15 protein-coding genes and 1 pseudogene are annotated in these 16907 nt (G+C 39.8%); 9 read left to right on the forward strand and 7 right to left on the reverse strand.

Features of this window, described 5'->3' with window-relative positions; genetic code table 11:
* Positions 1-380: pseudogene (locus J500_RS03680) on the reverse strand (IS5-like element ISAba10 family transposase); the annotation flags it as partial.
* Positions 381-696: 316 nt separating this feature from the next.
* Between J500_RS03680 and J500_RS03685 the strand changes: the two are divergent.
* Entirely contained in the window at positions 697-1005 is a 309-nt protein-coding gene (locus tag J500_RS03685; RefSeq protein WP_004998226.1) for a hypothetical protein, read from the forward strand.
* A gap of 113 nt (positions 1006-1118) precedes the next feature.
* Here J500_RS03685 and J500_RS03690 read toward each other — a convergent pair whose 3' ends face one another.
* Positions 1119-2048, reverse strand: a complete 930-nt coding sequence (locus J500_RS03690) for an AraC family transcriptional regulator (RefSeq protein ID WP_004998225.1) — start codon at positions 2046-2048, stop codon at positions 1119-1121.
* Between the two features lie 186 nt (positions 2049-2234).
* On the opposite strand from J500_RS03690, the gene J500_RS03695 reads away from it, so the two are divergent.
* Positions 2235-3470 (forward strand): alkane 1-monooxygenase, encoded by a 1236-nt coding sequence (locus J500_RS03695; protein WP_004998224.1) that lies wholly within the window; start codon positions 2235-2237, stop codon positions 3468-3470.
* A gap of 56 nt (positions 3471-3526) precedes the next feature.
* On the opposite strand, the gene J500_RS03700 is transcribed toward J500_RS03695, so the two are convergent.
* From J500_RS03700 to J500_RS03720, 5 genes are all read right to left on the reverse strand, one after another.
* Positions 3527-4018 carry a GNAT family N-acetyltransferase gene (locus J500_RS03700; protein WP_004998222.1) on the reverse strand — a complete coding sequence of 164 codons (492 nt, stop codon included), beginning with the start codon at positions 4016-4018 and terminating at the stop codon, positions 3527-3529.
* Between the two features lie 92 nt (positions 4019-4110).
* A complete protein-coding gene (locus J500_RS03705) occupies positions 4111-5316 on the reverse strand; it encodes an acyl-CoA dehydrogenase family protein (protein WP_004998221.1) in 1206 nt (401 codons plus the stop codon).
* Between the two features lie 15 nt (positions 5317-5331).
* Positions 5332-6615, reverse strand: coding sequence for an acyl-CoA dehydrogenase family protein (locus J500_RS03710; RefSeq protein WP_171063838.1), 1284 nt, complete (start codon positions 6613-6615; stop codon positions 5332-5334).
* A 243-nt stretch (positions 6616-6858) separates the two neighbouring features.
* Positions 6859-8232, reverse strand: a complete 1374-nt coding sequence (locus tag J500_RS03715) for an ABC1 kinase family protein (RefSeq protein ID WP_004998218.1) — start codon at positions 8230-8232, stop codon at positions 6859-6861.
* 329 nt (positions 8233-8561) lie between these two features.
* Positions 8562-8867 (reverse strand): hypothetical protein, encoded by a 306-nt coding sequence (locus tag J500_RS03720; RefSeq protein WP_004998216.1) that lies wholly within the window; start codon positions 8865-8867, stop codon positions 8562-8564.
* 462 nt (positions 8868-9329) lie between these two features.
* Here J500_RS03720 and J500_RS03725 point away from each other — a divergent pair, with 462 nt between their 5' ends.
* The 7 genes from J500_RS03725 (at position 9330) to kdpC (ending at position 16853) form a co-directional block, all read left to right on the forward strand.
* Complete coding sequence (locus J500_RS03725) at positions 9330-10070, forward strand: HesA/MoeB/ThiF family protein (RefSeq protein WP_275889988.1); 741 nt, start codon at positions 9330-9332, stop codon at positions 10068-10070.
* Positions 10071-10117: 47 nt separating this feature from the next.
* Positions 10118-11416 (forward strand): ABC1 kinase family protein, encoded by a 1299-nt coding sequence (locus tag J500_RS03730; RefSeq protein ID WP_004998210.1) that lies wholly within the window; start codon positions 10118-10120, stop codon positions 11414-11416.
* Positions 11417-11433: 17 nt separating this feature from the next.
* Entirely contained in the window at positions 11434-11814 is a 381-nt protein-coding gene (gene folB, locus J500_RS03735; protein WP_034698284.1) for a dihydroneopterin aldolase, read from the forward strand.
* Positions 11771-12226 carry a 2-amino-4-hydroxy-6-hydroxymethyldihydropteridine diphosphokinase gene (locus J500_RS03740; protein ID WP_004998207.1) on the forward strand — a complete coding sequence of 152 codons (456 nt, stop codon included), beginning with the start codon at positions 11771-11773 and terminating at the stop codon, positions 12224-12226. The genes folB and J500_RS03740 overlap by 44 nt, the downstream gene beginning before the upstream one ends.
* Positions 12227-12517: 291 nt before the next feature.
* Positions 12518-14215 carry a potassium-transporting ATPase subunit KdpA gene (gene kdpA / locus J500_RS03745; RefSeq protein ID WP_004998202.1) on the forward strand — a complete coding sequence of 566 codons (1698 nt, stop codon included), beginning with the start codon at positions 12518-12520 and terminating at the stop codon, positions 14213-14215.
* 12 nt (positions 14216-14227) lie between these two features.
* Positions 14228-16246 (forward strand): potassium-transporting ATPase subunit KdpB, encoded by a 2019-nt coding sequence (kdpB, locus tag J500_RS03750; protein ID WP_004998200.1) that lies wholly within the window; start codon positions 14228-14230, stop codon positions 16244-16246.
* Between the two features lie 10 nt (positions 16247-16256).
* Positions 16257-16853, forward strand: coding sequence for a potassium-transporting ATPase subunit KdpC (kdpC, locus tag J500_RS03755; protein WP_004998199.1), 597 nt, complete (start codon positions 16257-16259; stop codon positions 16851-16853).
* The last annotated feature ends 54 nt before the right edge of the window (positions 16854-16907 follow it).

Genomic DNA, 16907 nt, shown 5'->3' on the forward strand with positions numbered 1-16907 from the left:
ATCCCTGTGCTATCAACTAAAATATGCAAGTCTTCCTGTGGATTTTTTGCTGATTTATGTAGAAGTGGCTGCAGCTTATCTGCTCGCCGACTCAATGTTGAGAAGTCTGGAACATTCCAGTCGAGGTGAGCCATTTGAAAAAGGCTTTGAATGAAACCTTGTGTTTGGCGTAAAGCCAGTTGGAACAGGTTTCGTATCGTCAGGGCAAATTGAATTGCTATATCAGTGTAGGTAGGTTGACGTCCTTTTTTTCCAGTAGGTGTTGCAGACCATTGCATTTGGGGATCAAACCAAATGGTGAAAGCACCCCGTTGACGTAAAGCCTGATTGTACTCAGACCAGTTCGTTGTTTTGTATCGGCTTTTTGATTCTGTATTCATCTAACATGTATGGGGATGAAATTTATTTATGCAACAAAGCCTAAAAAATATACAAATCAAAATTAATCAGCCTATAGGAATGGATTAATTTTTAAACAAATAAAGCCAGCATTTATTTTATCTTGTAGAAAAAGAATACATTTATTTCCAATAATCATTATAAATTCAAGTTTTAATAAAAGATCTAACTAAGATAAAAAAAGATGTTTTTAATATTATTAAAATATATTATAACGCAGATATTTTTGAATCAAAAAACGGTTGCTTTGCCCTAAACAGCAAGGGTATGGCATAAAAATTTTAATGAAGGATTGTAATGTTAAGAGTTTTTTTTATTGCTTGTTTGGTTGCGCCTAACTTTGCTTTTGCCTTGTCTCCAGATCAGGAGTGTCAACAAATTGCAGAAGTCGCAGCAGCAGTGATGCAACAACGTCAAGATGGTGTACTTTATTCGACTCAACAGCGAATTTCACAAGAATTTAGTTCCGAAGAAACCAAAGAGTTTTATATGGATATTGTTGAAGATGCCTATACAGAAAAACAGTTAAATACCGATACCGCCAAAGAACAAGCCACTCAGGCCTTTGGCAAGTCTTATTATGATCGTTGTATGGCTCCAGAATAAGTTTTAGGTACTATATCTCTGTTTTCAAAACAATAAATGGCAGCAAGACTAGTGATTTATCAAATAAAAGTGAGCGAAGAATTAGCTTAAGTTTTATAAAATTACTGCTTCGTCTAATCTTGCATATAGTTTTGCCGATATTGTTTGGGTGAGAGATCAAATTGTCGCTTAAATGCTTGACTAAACGCGGTTTCCGAAGAATAGCCGACATTATTGGCAATCTTTTGAATCGTGAGATTGCTCTCTCTTAATAACTGGCTAGCAAGACGTAAACGATGTTGTTGTAAATATGCTAAGGGTGTTTCATGAATGATGCTTTGAAACAGACTGGCAAATTTTGAACGAGACATGCAGCATTGTTCTGCAAGGGATTCAACCGTCCAAGGGTGTTCTGGACGACCATGTATTACAGCAAGCGCACTGGAAAGCTCAGGATGACTTAAGGCATTCAACCACGAGTCTTGATCATCAAGCTGAGAAATATAATCTCTGACACATTCGATCAACAAAATACTCATTAAATGATCAAAAATTTTATCGCGACCGGGTTGGATCCGTTGCGTTTCTAGTGCCACAAAGTACAAGCCGACTCGCAGCCATTCTGGTCCAGTCGAACTCATGGCATGATGAATATGAATATAAGAGGGAAGTGCACTGAGTAAAGGTCGTGCCATCAAAGTATCAATATGGCAGCGTACCGTAAAAATTAATGCAGATTCAGAGGATCGAGTTCCGATTTCAATTGCATCGTCCCGATGACCTTTAAAAAAATCACTAACATCTAAACTATCAATCAGTTTGTTGTCCTGACTATTTGAGCCATAATGGGCATTTCCAGATGGAATTAAAACAATATCGCCAGCCTGTGCAGTTAAACTGGTATTTGAATCAATTTTAAAATGAATAGAACCCATTAAAATAATATGAGCAATAACAGCATGCTGTTCCTGCATGGAAAATGCCCATTCTCCCTGCGCTTTTATATAAATATATTCAGATTTATTTAAATGAATATCGTCAAAAATTTTGCTTAATGCATCCATATTCGTTTTAAGTTTCTTTTTCCAGTATTGAAAGACAAAAGCAATCAGATAAAAAATGTGATTTTAGGACAAAAAAATGGTCGAAAATGCCAAAGACTTTTACATAGGTTTTTTGGACGCATGCAACTGTCTTTCAAAGTATAAATTCAACAAGATACAGATATCAAGAAAGAAAGGATGCGAGACATGAATGCTTCAGTAAAAGTCCAGCAAGAATTGCTCACGGTAGCTTCAAAGTCAAAATTAGAATTAGATCGTAAACGTTATATGTGGATGTTAGGGCCAGCTTTACCTGCCATTGGGATTGGTATTTTAGCGGGTTATCAATTTGCACCACGTCCATTGAAAAAGCTTTTTGCTTTAGGTGGTCCAATTGTATTACATGTGATTATTCCGACCATTGATACCATTATTGGTAAAGATGCCAATAATCCGACTAATGAAGATATTAAGTTACTGGAAAATGACCCATATTATGCCACTTTAGTCAAAACTTTTATTCCATTACAATATGCCGCAAATGTTTATGCCAGTTATATTGCCAGCCGTAAAGAAACCTCATTTTTAGATAAAATTTTAATTGGTATCTCTATGGGAGCGGTGAACGGTATTGCGATTAATACCGCACATGAACTCAGTCATAAACAAGACCGTATTGATCATCTCTTGTCTCATATGGCCCTTGTTCCGACAGGATATAATCATTTCCGCGTTGAACATCCTTATGGACATCATAAACGTGCTGCGACACCTGAAGATCCAGCATCTTCACAAATGGGCGAGACATTTTATGAGTTTTGGCCTCGTACGGTATTGGGTTCTTTAAAATCAGCTATTGAAATTGAAACCAACCGATTAAAACGTAAGGGTAAACAGTTCTGGTCTAAAGACAATGAACTGCTACAAGGTTGGGCAATGAGTGCCACTTTCCATGCCTCAATGGTTAAATTGTTTGGAAAAGGGGCAATTCCTTATCTAGCAACTCAGGCATTTTATGGCATCAGCTTGTTTGAAATCATTAACTATATTGAACACTATGGTTTATTGCGTCAGAAAAAAGCTGACGGTAACTATGAGCGTACCATGCCAGAGCATAGTTGGAACAACAATAACATCGTGACTAATTTATTTTTATATCAGTTGCAACGTCACTCAGATCATCATGCTTATCCAACTCGTCCATTTCAGGCATTGCGTCATTTTGATGAAGCGCCTGAGCTGCCAAGTGGTTATGCGAGTATGTTATTGCCTGCATTGATTCCGTCAATGTGGTTTAAGATGATGGATAAACGTGTTTTTGATCACTATAAAGGTGATTTGAACAAAGCCAATATTTATCCTAAACGTCGCGCTAAAATTTTTGCGAAGTTTGGTTTAGTCGATAAATCATTGCAAACTGAAGAAAACTCGACGAACTCATAGTTTTATCTAAGTTTTCCTTGAACAGCCCTAATTGTGTTTAGGGCTTTTTTTATAATTTAATCTTCCAACGCTTTTAGCATCCAGATTTCACAGGCTTGACTATGTCCTGTTTGACCACGTGGTTGAGCTAAATGTTGAAAGCCCAATCTTTCATACAAACTGACTGCTTCTTTAAGTGTCGCTGTTGTTTCCAGATAACAATCATGGAAACCTTGTGCTTTGGCGAAATCAAAACATTGCTGTAAAAGTTTTTTAGCAAAACCCTGACCGCGTAAGACAGGCAAGAAATACATTTTCTGAATTTCGAGTAAAGTGGAATCTCCCAATAATGGCGCAATGCCACCACCACCCAACACGTTATCATGTTGATCTACAATCACCCAGTATTGACTATTGGGATGATGATAAACCTCAGACATTTGATCAAGTATTGGGTCCGAAACTGCAAATCCTGCATCTGTGGCTAGACCATATTCTTTTGAGACTTCACGGATGACCTGAGCAATTTTGGGATCATCCTTAGTTTGGATAGGACGTATGAAATACATTGATAAGCATGAATAAAAAAAGTGGAATCGAATTTAGCTTAAATCCAGATTCCACTCAAGTCGATTTATTTTCAATGAAATATCGTTGAAAATTATTTTAATTCACTGGAAGATTTACCGAGTTCACGACGTGCAATAATCAGTTGCTGGATTTGCTGTGTTCCTTCAAAAATATCCAGAATCTTGGAGTCACGTGCCCATTTTTCCAGTAATTCATCTTCGTTATAACCTACGCTGGCTGCCAACTCGACACATTTTAAGGTAATGTCGTTGCCAATTCGACCTGCTTTGGCTTTGGCAATAGAAGCTTCCTTGGAGTTTGGCTTTTTATTATCAGCCATCCATGTGGCTTTTAAAGTCAGCAAGCGTGCAGCTTCCCATTCAGCTTCCATCCGATAAATTTGAGCAGCAATATTAGAGGTCTGCAAATAAGGCGTTGCATAGTCTGCTTCAAGCTCATCTTTAAAAATCTCTTTAATACGCTCTAGTGAGGCTTTGGCACAACCAACGGCCATAGCTGCAACCAGTGGACGGGTATTGTCAAACGTTTCCATCACACCCGCGAAACCTTTGGCGACATCGACTTCAGCATTGCCTAACAAATTGGCAGCAGGAACACGACAGTCAATAAAGCTAATCGCAGCTGTATCTGAGGCTTTAATCCCCAATTTATGTTCCAGACGCTCAACTTTCATGCCCGGTGTACCTTTAGGAACCACAAATGATTTAATGGCGGCGCGGCCTAATTTACGGTCCAGTGTTGCCCAAACTACAACAGAGTCAGCACGTTCGCCAGAGGTCACAAAGATTTTTTCACCATTCAAGATATAATCGTCACCGTCTTGGGTGGCCGTAGTTCGAATGGCAGCAGAATCAGAACCACAACCCGGTTCGGTAATCGCCATCGCAGCCCATGTGCCTTTAAAGCGTTCGAGTTGCTCATCGTTAGCAACGGCTGCTATTGCTGAATTGCCTAAACCTTGACGGGGCATACTCAGTAATAGCCCTGTATCTCCGTAGCACATTTCAATGATGCTGAGTGCTGTAGATAGATTGGTGCCATTACGGTTGCCTTGATCCTGACTTTCATTGCGTTTTCCTGCTCCAGCCGCACCAGCATTCATGCCTTCGCCACCTTCATTCATCCCGTCAACCAATGACGCAAGCATATCCAGTTCTTTGGGATAAGCATGTTCAGCTTTGTCATATTTACGTGAAATAGGACGTAAAACATTCAGTGCAACTTCATGCGCCTGATCAATCAGCATCTTAAATTTTTTAGGATTTTGTAAATTCATTTTATTTTTCTCCGATTAAGCATGCAGACCTGAATGTAAAATTGCTGTAGCACGTAAATCACGATACCAGCGCTCAACAGGGTGTTCTTTGGTAAAACCATGACCGCCTAAAACTTGTACGCCATCTGTGCCAATTTTCATGGATTTTTCGGCACATAATAAACGCGCCAAGTATGCTTCACGGTGGAATGGTTGACCTGCTTCAGCCAGACTTGCTGCATTTAAAATCAACATACGCATGGCATCGATTTCAATCGCCATATCCGCAATCATAAATGCGACACTTTGACGATGTGAAATCGGTTCTCCAAACGCAGTACGTTCATTGGCGTAAGTAATACAGTAGGCTTTGACTGCTTCACATGTACCGACTGCCATTGAACACCACATTAGATTGCCTAGATCAATAAATGCGCTGTAATCAAATTCTTGGTCACCCAAACGTGTTGCGGGTGTATTTTGAAAGTTCAATGTGACTGATTGAGTAGCTTTAAGTCCCATTGCAGGCGAGCTTTTTAAATGGATACTATCGTCACGCTCTACAACGAAAACATCGGCCTGACCATTGAAATCCGCACTGACCAGCAATAAATCAGCCGTTTCCCCTAAAACGACTAACGTTTTTTCGCCCGTAATATAAAACTGATCATGGGTTAACGTGGCTTTGGTTTTGAGTTTAAATGGGTTAAATGCAGGCGTGTTTTCCTGTACTGCAAAGGTTGCTTGAATTTTGCTATCTTCGGCAAAAGCCGTCAGATATTTTGATTGGACCTCTTTGGAACCCCAGCGGGTCAGTGCATTGATCACGCTGAATGTACTGAGTAATCCTGCGGTTAAACTAAAATCACCCCGTGCCAGATGTTCTGCGATCAGGATATTACTCACAATATTTTGTTCTGCTGCCACCCCGCCTAAGGCTTCAGGAAGGGCATAGTAATTAAGTCCTAAATCTTCGATATATTGCCAAAGTTGATCTGGGAATTTGGCATCATGATCGGCTTGATGCGCAAGTGGAGCCAAAACTTCTTGTGCAAATTGAGACATGGCCTCTACGGTCATTTGTTGTTCTTCAGTCAGGCTTAAATCGAACAGGTTTTTTTGCTGATTTGGTAAGCGCTGACGATCAATATTTTGAGGTTTAAAGGCTTTTTGAGTATGACTCAGTGCTTTAAATCCTGTTTTTGAACCTTGGTAAAGTGATTTTTCTATCAACTTGCGTAGCTTAAATTGGTCCAGTAAATCACTGGATGCCATTTTTGTCAGTAATGAAAGTCCAAAACCTTGGGCTTTATTGACCATATTCGTCATTGCGCTGCATCCTTCGCAGTATTAATTATTATTTTTATGCTGACATGCATTAAATCAAAAAACCATGTCAGTGCTGACAGTGATATTTGAGGATGATAAGTGGAAAATACGAAAGATGATATCAATCTAATCTTATGAATTTTATATGAAAATAAAAAAAGAATCGGAGAGTCAATTTAAAGAATTGACTAGGCTGACAAAGTTACAACCTAGTCGAGTATAAATTATCTATTTTTAAGCGTATTTGCGGATCATTTGTCTGACATTGGTTCTTGCATCAATGACTGTCATAAACGTATAGGCACCGATGAATTTACGGCTGATAAACATAAACTCTTTAGGGGGAACTGAAAAGTAACGTGATGCCATCGATTTGCTGGCTTGTTGCATGACGCGGCTATGTAGTTGACTCTTTTTCCAGTTGTAACGTTCTTGTTCATCCATCAAACCTTGTGGCATGTCAGGATTATTTTCAGGGCAGCTAAAGGCTTCAGTGGCAAGTAAAAACACTTTAGCCATGTCGGGTTTGATCGCTTGTGGAATTGAATCAAAAAATTCATAGCCTGTCATGGCTTTGACCATGGCATCGGCATCATGATGATAGCCTGCTGTGATTAAGCTGCGAGCAACATTTAATAGGTGGTCATCAAACTGACGAATAGCACCAAAGTCGAGCAATACAATCTTGTCCTTGATATCGTCACCGTTGCCTAAACGTACCAAATAATTGCCAAAGTTTGGGTCGGTTTGCATTTCGCCCCATTCAAAAATTTCGCGAACTGCGATTTCGAGCGATGCCTCTCCAAGCAGATTGCGACGTTCCTGTGGTAATGACAGCATCACGGGACTATTGATTGGAACACCACGTTCAAAGGTCATGCATAAAATTTTATCGGTACAATAATCATCAACAATATGCGGCACGACATAACGAGGATCATGTTTAAGACGTTCTGCAAAGCGTCGTGTAGTTGCTGATTCTATGTCATAACTGACTTCACGATGCATCATTTCACGGACTTCTTCAAACCATTGATCAAATTCACGGGTTTGAGGCACCATACGTGTCAGCTTGAGCATATTTTTAAATAAGCTCATATCTGAATCGATGGCTTCGGCAACGCCTGGATACTGGATTTTTAAGACCAATTCTAGTCCATCAGATTTACGTGTGGCACGATGGACCTGAGCCAGTGATGCAGTCCCAATCGGTTCATGATCAATAGTCAGTTCATGAAGTTTATCGCCGAGTTGTTCTTGTAAATGTTCTTTGATTGCAGGCCATGCGAGCGCAACAGTCTGGTTATTAAGTGTATTAAGTGCCTGAGTAATTTCTTCTGGCAAAAAATGTTCGCCGTAGAGCGCCATCATCTGACCGATTTTAACAATCGAACCTTTGAGTTTGCCAATTTCTGAAACTAAATAATTTGCCTGTTCTGTCATCGCTTTTTTACGTTTTTTTTCTTTTTCTTCATCACTTGAGAAAAAAGAAGACGCATTTGCCGTTGCCCAGCGAGTACCCGCAAGCAATGAGGCTTTAGCGATAGATAAGCGTCGATCCATAGATGATGTTTTTAGGTTCTTAAGCTTATCGTTCTGATCAGACATATAAAATCCTTGCTAAAGTCATGCAGAGTCAATGAGTATAATTGTAGCGAATATTACATGCTATGACCGTATTAAAACAGTTAGAGTGGAAGAATGTTTATCTGAAATTTTTGGATAGTACAAAAAATATTCAAATTGAGGGTGTGAGCATATTTGTAGCTCAGTTTTTTATGCAATCTGCAAGAACTTCGAGTTAAGTAGAAAAGCAAATTCAGTCAATAAGTGAACAACAGACTTTTTACAAGACATGTTTATTGTTCTCTAATTTAGGAGAAATATAAAAAAGATTTAAACCATGAGGAGAGAAGTCTAAAAGATCGATTGACACTCTACATACGAAACTTGATTTTAAGACTCTCGCGCATTTTTAATTGATTGACATGACTTAAAATATGCTGATCAATCATGGCCTGAACAGATCGATGCATAAAGCCTAAGGCATAGCCCTTGACAATAATAATACTCGGTAAGGTGAAGAAGAAATACTTTGCATCTTCAAGTGATGCATCTTCAAAAACACCATGAGAGTTTAAGGCATCACAAAAATACTGTTTCTCAGCTTTAACATGGCCTGAATCTACATCATTCCAATAGTTTTCACGCATTGCAAAAAGATTGTTGTGTTTATAGCTCATAGAATTAGAAGATCTCTACCAAAAATGAAGGAGTAGGAATAAGACACAGAGTTAAAATCATCCTGATGTCAAATTTAGTTTAAATGAATTTGCTGAAAGTACAATTTTAAAGCACAAAAAATTGTTATAAATGCGTGAAAAGATCTTCATATTTGTCAAACTTTAGTTGTGGTGATCAGACAACTTAGAATGTGAAAAAACCTGTGTTTGATCAATTATAAGGTTACTAAGATAGCTTTTTTGTCTAAAAACTTAATTTGATAAAATACCATAGACTTTTTTTCATCATTATTTAGACCCTCTTTAATTTTTTCCCATAAGGAAAAATAAAAGAGGCTTATGAAGGAAGTCTAATATGAAATGAAACGCTATTCTTTTGATAAGATGCTGTAGTTAAATATTGATGAGCATAAATACGTGATTGATCTGCCAAATTCTGAGTTGGAACTAAGTGATAGTGAAATGCATCTGTATAGCCGTCAGATTTTACTAGAGGGCTGGGATATAGAAGCTCAGGAAAGATTAAAACTTGCCAATGTCTTGATTGTCGGTGCAGGTGGCATTGGTTGTACCAGTGCCGAATTGCTGGCTCGGGCAGGGGTTGGAAAATTGACGATTATTGACCCAGATACAATCGAAGTCAGTAACCTACAACGCCAAATTGCGTTTACACCACAAGATTTAGGTCAGTACAAAGCTGAAGTTTTAGCAAAAAGGCTGTGTCAGATTAACCCCTATATTCAAATCGATTATTTAACCGAACGTTTGGATGATACGAATATCGATAAGCTGCTTCAACAGCAGGATTTGGTATTGGATGGTTGTGATAACTTCAGCACACGTTATCTGGTCAATGCCGCCAGTAAAAAGTTGTCAGTTCCTTTAATTAGTGCCTCAGCCATTGGCTTTCAGGGGCAGTTATTTATGGTAGATGCAGATTCGGCTTGCTATGAATGTTTATTTCCTAAAGAACAACATGACAATGAAGGCTTACGCTGTGCTGAATCGGGTGTACTTGCAACGACCCCTGTCATGATAGCGTCATTACAAGCTCATCACACTTTGCTGTTTTTAGGTTTAAATTTAAGCCCTTTAAAAAGTAAACTGTTACTTTGGGATGGCTTAACCCTGAAACAGCGTATTCTACATTTTGAAAAAGATACAAATTGTCCAATTTGTCAGGCAAGTTTATCGGTAAACTAAATGAAGTTTGATACACTGCCTCGATAAACCAAATCACATTGAATGATATGAAAAAAAATATTTTGTTTGACGGGTTACGCTCCGTTGCTCGTATAGGTGAAACAGCCGTGGTCGCTGCTAAAGCGGGTATAAGATACGCGACTGAAAAGCCAAGCAATGCCAAACTTATGCGCGAAACCTTTGAATCTTTGGGTTCGACTTATATTAAACTCGGTCAGTTTATTGCGAGTACACCCTCACTATTTCCGCGTGAATATGTTGAAGAGTTTCAGGGTTGTCTGGATCAAACACCGACGTTACCCTTTAGCTATATTCAGGAAGTGTTAGCGACTGAGTTTGCAGGTCGTAACCTAGATGAAATTTTTGCTTCAATTGATGAAACGCCATTGGCTTCTGCATCTATTGCTCAAGTACATGCGGCAAAACTCACTACAGGTGAAAATGTCGTCATTAAAGTGCAAAAACCAGGTGTTGAAACGATTTTATACACCGATTTGAACGTGGTGCATTGGGCGACCAAAATGCTGGAAAAAGCTATTCCAAAGGTCAAGTTTGCTTCACTTTCTGAAATTGTTGATGAAATTAAAACACGAATGGTACGTGAAGTAGATTTTATTGAAGAAGCTCAAAATCTGGATGATTTTGTAGAATATCTTCAAATTACCAATAATCAGGCAGCTACCGCACCAAAAGTTTATCATCAGTTTTCAACGCGCCGTGTACTTACGATGGAACGTTTATATGGCGTGTCTTTAACTGATTTTGAAGTGGTCAAAAAATACGCCAAAGATCCGTCACAGGTCTTAATTACGGCGATGAATACATGGTTTGGAAGTCTAATGCTGTGTAAGAGCTTTCATGCAGATTTGCATGCAGGTAATCTTATGTTGCTCGAAGATGGTCGTATTGGTTTTATTGATTTTGGTATTGTGGGGCAACTGAATCCCGAAGTCTGGACCGCATGTTTAGCCTTTATGGATGCTTTACAAAAAACTGATTACACCGCAATGGCTGAAAACATGCTGAAAATGGGCATGACCCATACCAAGATTGATACTCATGTCTTGGCGCGTGATCTTGAGCGTTTATTTAGTGGTGTTTTACTTGCCGATCCTCAGGAAATTTTGACTTCAAAACCATCTGATTTAAATGACATTATGCTAGATATGGTGGCTGTGGGGGAGCGTCATGGAATTAAATTCCCGCGTGATTTTGCGCTGTTATTTAAACAAATGTTGTATTTCGATCGTTTTATGCGCGTCCTTGCACCGTATACCGATATTTATGCAGACCAGCGTTTGAAAATGGTTCAAACTATAGAGCCACAATCGTTGTTTAAACATTAATTTTGAGTTAGATCATCATGGATGCCATTGTTATTGAAGGTTTAAAGGTCAATACTGTAATTGGCTGTTTCAATTGGGAACGGCAAATTATTCAACCTTTAATGCTGGATTTAACCGTTCATGTTGATTTGAGCCAAGCAGCTAAATCAGATCAGCTTGAGCATACTTTAAATTATGCTCAAATCTGTGAACTTGCTGCTCAAACCATTCAAAAAGCACAACCGAAATTGATTGAGCATGCGGCTCAACGGGTTTTGCAAGTGCTTTTCGAGACGTTTTCAGCGATTCAATCTATTATTATTCCCATTCGTAAGCCTGCCATTATTGCAGAAGCCAATTCTGTAGGAATTCGCCTTGAACGCCAACGAAACGATTTTTGCCCTCGCATTGGCGAGTAATCTTGATCCAGAATCACATTTTCAGATTGCCTATCAAACCATTCAGTCATGGGGTGAGGTTACATTTTCACATGTTTATCAGATTCCGTGCCGTGATGGTGTTGGAGCGAATTATTGGAATTCAGCCTGTCTGTTAAAATCTCTCAAAAGCCGATCTGAGATTGAAATCGCGCTGAAACAACTTGAGGCTCAATCAGGACGTATTCGACCATCACATCAGATTTCGCTCGACGTTGATTTGATTGCGTGGGGAGATCATCTTGGTGAGATGCAGTTTAATCCTAAAAGAATGCCACTCGCAGTAGACGTCAAAATTCCACTTTATGAGTTATGGAAAAATGCTGTGCTATACGTTTCGGAGTACGATTTTCCACAGATTGATTTTCAAATCAAGACTCAAACCCATTCATGATCGTAATGGTATTTATCTGATTTACAAAATAAATTTTGATGATCACTTTTTACGTTTATAAGATTTTACGCAAAATTTACGCCAGTTAAACTCTCTGCAATAGAGAGTTTACGGACATTATACGCATACTGAGATTCGGGAAATCCGTTTCAATTTCAGGAATATAATAATGTCTAGCGTCTATGTCGGTAGCATTTTTAGCTCTACACTCGAAGGGCAAAGTCTAAAAAGTCTTCAATCATTATTCACATTTCAGATGATAAATCTCTGTCGTTTACAGGGGATTTTGTCATGCTAGAACTTTATTTATTACTTGCATTAGTCATTTTACTTGCTTGGCCATTGGGTAAATATCTGGCGAAGGTCATGGCGAATCAGCCGATGAAATCTGATGTCATGTTTGGTTGGATTGAAAGACCTATTTACTGGATTTTGGGGATAAAGCCAGAGCAGCAGATGGGACTTCGCCAATATATCGCCGCATTTTTAGTAAGTTGTGTGGTGTTGTTGATTTTATCAACTTGCATTTTTATGACCCAAGCATGGTTGCCGTTAAATCCAAATCAAGCCCCAAATATGAGTTGGGATTTGGCATTGCATACCACCATCTCGTTTTTAACCAATACCAATCAACAACATTATTCAGGTCAGGCTCAACTGTCATATTTTTCACAGATGACAGCAATTGTGGGTTTGCAGGTGATTACCCCGATGATGGGCTTGGCTTTGGCTGTGGCAACGCTTAGAGCTTTTTTTCTACAAAAGAAAAGCTGTGAAAATTTAACGAGTGATTCGGTTCAATTGGGAAATTATTGGGCAGATTTAGTCCGTCCTACGGTGCGTTTCTTAATGCCATTGTGCTTAATCTGGTCATTATTATTGAATTGGCAGGGGGTTCCTGCAACTTTTCAGGGTGGTCCAGAAGTACAAGTACTAGATCATTCTGTAGAAAAACAATTACAAAAAATTCCACTAGGCCCTGTTGCTCCAATGGTTGCCATTAAGCAATTAGGCAGTAATGGTGGGGGATGGTATGGGCCAAATAGTAGTGTCCCACTGGAAAATCCCACACCATTTTCAAACTTTCTGGAAATGCTGGCAATTCTCCTCATTCCAGTCTCATTGATTTTTATGGTGGGATATTTCACTCAACGTAAACGCTTTGCGGTGTTTGTGTTTGGAACCATGTTGTTGATGTCTGTTCTTTCAGCGACCGCATCAATCTGGTCAGAAAGCTTATCTGCAACGGCACATCAAATCACAGTCATGGAAGGGAAAGAACAACGCTTTGGTGCCGCATCTTCTGCATTATGGGCAGCAGTCACCACGCAGGTAAACAATGGTTCGGTCGATATGATGCATGACTCATCTGCACCATTAACTGGATTGGTTGCCTTGAGCAATATGTTGATCAATGCGATCTGGGGCGGGATTGGATGCGGTTTACAGCAATTTATCGTTTATTTGTTACTTACCGTGTTTATCTCTGGGTTAATGACTGGGCGTACTCCTGAATTATTTGGTCGTAAAATTGAAGCGGCTGAAATTAAGTTATTGGCCATTCTCATTTTGCTACAACCGATTGTGATTTTAGCTTTTACCGCAATCACGTTGGTTAATCCTGCGATATCGGGCATTAGTAATGCGGGTGTGCATGGAATTAGTCAGGTGTTTTATGAATATGTGTCTGCATTTGCCAATAATGGTTCGGGTTTTGAAGGCTTGGGTGATAACACAATCTGGTGGAATTTAAGCTGTAGTGCAGTTTTATTACTGGGGCGTTTTCCAGCCTTGGTTATTCCTCTCATGATTGCTGTTCGTCTTGCTCAGAAACGTCAGGCTCCTGAAAGTTCAGGAAGCTTAAAAGTAGAAACACCTACCTTTTCATTGACCTTAATTGCGGTCGTCATCACTTTAACCTTGTTGCAATTTATGCCGATTTTAGTCCTTGGGCCAATTGCGGACTATCTCAGTATGCAGTTGGGTTAAGGAGGAATAACTATGTCAACTCAAATTCAGTCTCAACAAACGAGTCAACAGCGCATCGAAGCGATAAAAAGTGCTTTTGTCAAATTACTGCCTCAACACATGTTGAAAAATCCAGTCATGGGTATTGTCTGGTTAGGCACACTAATTACGGCATTTAGTACAGTGGCAGGCTATACCGAATGGTTGTTTGGTAGTCTAGTTACGATCATACTCTTTATAACTGTATTATTTGCCAACTATGCAGAAGCGATAGCTGAAGCCAGAGGGCGTGGACAGGCCTCTTCATTGCGTCAGGCACGACAAAATCTAATCGCAAGAAAACTGGAATCATTACAGAATCGTACAACACATGAAATTGCGGCCACTCAGCTTAAAATTAATGATTTTATTGAAGTTCATGCAGGCGAGTTAATTCCTGCTGATGGTGAAATTGTTGAAGGTTTTGCGACAATTAATGAAGCAGCGGTGACAGGTGAGTCTGCGCCTGTATTGCGTGAAGCAGGAACAGATCGATCAGGGGTCATTGGTGGTACTAAAGTATTGACCGATTCTATTATTGTGCAGGTAACTGCCGATTCGGGAAATAGCTTTCTAGATCGCATGATTGCTTTGGTTGAAGGTTCAAACCGTCAAAAAACACCGAATGAGATTGCATTGGGTATTTTACTCATGGTGATGACATTAACCTTTGTCATGGTCGTGGCGAGTTTGCCTTTTATCGCCAGCTATTTGCAGATCAGTATCAGTCCAGTGGTTTTAGTGGCGTTATTGGTGTGTTTGATTCCAACCACGATTGGGGGATTATTGCCAGCGATTGGCATCGCAGGGATGAATCGAGCACTCAAAGCCAATGTTCTAGCAAAATCTGGTAAGGCTGTTGAAGTTGCGGGTGATATTAATGTCTTGCTTTTAGATAAAACAGGAACGATTACCTATGGTGATCGCCAAGCGACTGCATTTTATCCTCTGACATCGGTTTCTGAGGCTGATTTAAGAATGGCAGCTTGGGTGAGCTCTTTGGCCGATCCAACCCCAGAAGGTAAATCGATTGTTAAACTGGCAAGAGAACAAGGCTTGCAAGCGATTGAGCCTGAGAATGCTGAATTTATTGCGTTCAATGCTTCATCACGTATTTCAGGTGTCAATCTGGAAAATGGTCAACAGATTCGTAAAGGTGCGTTGGATGCGATTTTAAAATTTGTACAGCACTCGCAAGCCGATGTCGAGTTAAAAGCTCGAGTCGAACAAGTTGCTTCAAAAGGTGCAACGCCATTGGTGGTTGCCAATCAACAGCACATTTTAGGGGTAATTGAACTCTCTGATGTGATCAAGCACGGTATTAAAGAAAAGTTTGCCCGTTTACGTGAAATGGGAATCAAAACCGTGATGGTCACAGGCGATAATCCACTGACCGCTGCTGCAATTGCGGCGGAAGCGGGCGTGGATGATTATATTGCAGAAGCACGTCCTGAAGATAAATTGGCGTGTATTCGTAAAGAGCAACAAGATGGTCATCTAGTCGCCATGGTGGGAGACGGAACCAATGATGCACCTGCATTGGCTCAGGCAGATATTGGTTTGGCCATGAACTCAGGCACTCAGGCTGCTAAAGAGGCGGGGAACATGGTTGATCTGGACTCCGATCCAACCAAACTCTTGGCTGTGGTTGAAATTGGTAAGCAACAATTGATTACGCGCGGTGCACTGACCACTTTTTCATTGGCTAATGATGTTTCCAAATACTTTGCAATCTTACCTGCACTATTTGCTGCTGCCATTCCGCAAATGCAAAAACTGAATATCATGCAGCTTTCCAGTCCAAACAATGCAATTTTGGCAGCACTGATTTTCAATGCGATTATTATCCCATTACTGATCCCAATTGCTTTGCGTGGTGTGAAATTCAAACCCTCAACTGCAACTCAATTACTACGCCGTAATATGCTGATTTATGGTGTAGGTGGCGTGATTTTACCGTTTATTGCAATCAAAGCCATTGATCTTATTTTGGTTCATATTTTAGCTATATAAGGAGTAGATGATGAAATCATCAGTACAATATGTTGAACCTCGTTCTGCAATATTACGTCCTGCTATTGGGCTAAGTTTGGTCAGCCTTTTAGGGTTCGGTTTGCTTTATAGCAGTGTGGCAACAGGACTAGGGCAGTTACTCTTTCCTGCACAGTCTAACGGAAGTTTGATTGAAAAGAGTCAGAGGATTGAAGGTTCCTCACTGGTTGCACAGAATTTTCAAAATCCTCGCTATTTTATGTCACGACCTTCGGCCGCGAACTATGATCCGATGGCGATGTCAGGGAGTAATCTGGCGGTGACTAATCCTGATTTAAAGGCAAAAATTGAACAGCGTTTGGTCGATACTGTAAAAGCCAATCATGTTGATGAAAACCAAATTCCGAGTGATTTGGTGACTGCATCGGGCAGTGGGATTGATCCACATATTAGTCCAGAAGCAGCGCAGTTACAGGTGGAGCGTATTGCTCAACTCAGACATTTATCAACGCAGCAAGTGATGGATATTGTCCATCAACATACTGAATCGAAACAATTTGGACTGCTGGGACAAGCGCGTGTAAATGTGCTTGAATTGAATCTGGCTTTAGATCAACTTCATCCATAACCATAAATGGATCAAAATCATTTGATACAGGGACGTATTTTTGAGTGAAATATC

The sequence above is a fragment of the Acinetobacter sp. 479375 genome, from assembly GCF_000581715.1.
In the GTDB taxonomy this organism is placed as follows: domain Bacteria; phylum Pseudomonadota; class Gammaproteobacteria; order Pseudomonadales; family Moraxellaceae; genus Acinetobacter; species Acinetobacter ursingii.

Excerpts from the sequence above, each read along its gene's own strand:
- kdpC (WP_004998199.1), top strand. The coding sequence starts at position 16,257 with ATGAAATCATCAGTACAATATGTTGAACCTCGTTCTGCAATATTACGT.
- J500_RS03720 (WP_004998216.1), bottom strand. The coding sequence starts at position 8,867 with ATGAGCTATAAACACAACAATCTTTTTGCAATGCGTGAAAACTATTGG.
- J500_RS03725 (WP_275889988.1), top strand. The coding sequence starts at position 9,330 with ATGCATCTGTATAGCCGTCAGATTTTACTAGAGGGCTGGGATATAGAA.
- J500_RS03700 (WP_004998222.1), bottom strand. The coding sequence starts at position 4,018 with ATGTATTTCATACGTCCTATCCAAACTAAGGATGATCCCAAAATTGCT.
- kdpB (WP_004998200.1), top strand. The coding sequence starts at position 14,228 with ATGTCAACTCAAATTCAGTCTCAACAAACGAGTCAACAGCGCATCGAA.
- J500_RS03730 (WP_004998210.1), top strand. The coding sequence starts at position 10,118 with ATGAAAAAAAATATTTTGTTTGACGGGTTACGCTCCGTTGCTCGTATA.
- J500_RS03695 (WP_004998224.1), top strand. The coding sequence starts at position 2,235 with ATGAATGCTTCAGTAAAAGTCCAGCAAGAATTGCTCACGGTAGCTTCA.
- J500_RS03685 (WP_004998226.1), top strand. The coding sequence starts at position 697 with ATGTTAAGAGTTTTTTTTATTGCTTGTTTGGTTGCGCCTAACTTTGCT.
- J500_RS03705 (WP_004998221.1), bottom strand. The coding sequence starts at position 5,316 with ATGAATTTACAAAATCCTAAAAAATTTAAGATGCTGATTGATCAGGCG.
- J500_RS03710 (WP_171063838.1), bottom strand. The coding sequence starts at position 6,615 with ATGGTCAATAAAGCCCAAGGTTTTGGACTTTCATTACTGACAAAAATG.
- J500_RS03690 (WP_004998225.1), bottom strand. The coding sequence starts at position 2,048 with ATGGATGCATTAAGCAAAATTTTTGACGATATTCATTTAAATAAATCT.
- J500_RS03715 (WP_004998218.1), bottom strand. The coding sequence starts at position 8,232 with ATGTCTGATCAGAACGATAAGCTTAAGAACCTAAAAACATCATCTATG.
- folB (WP_034698284.1), top strand. The coding sequence starts at position 11,434 with ATGGATGCCATTGTTATTGAAGGTTTAAAGGTCAATACTGTAATTGGC.
- kdpA (WP_004998202.1), top strand. The coding sequence starts at position 12,518 with ATGCTAGAACTTTATTTATTACTTGCATTAGTCATTTTACTTGCTTGG.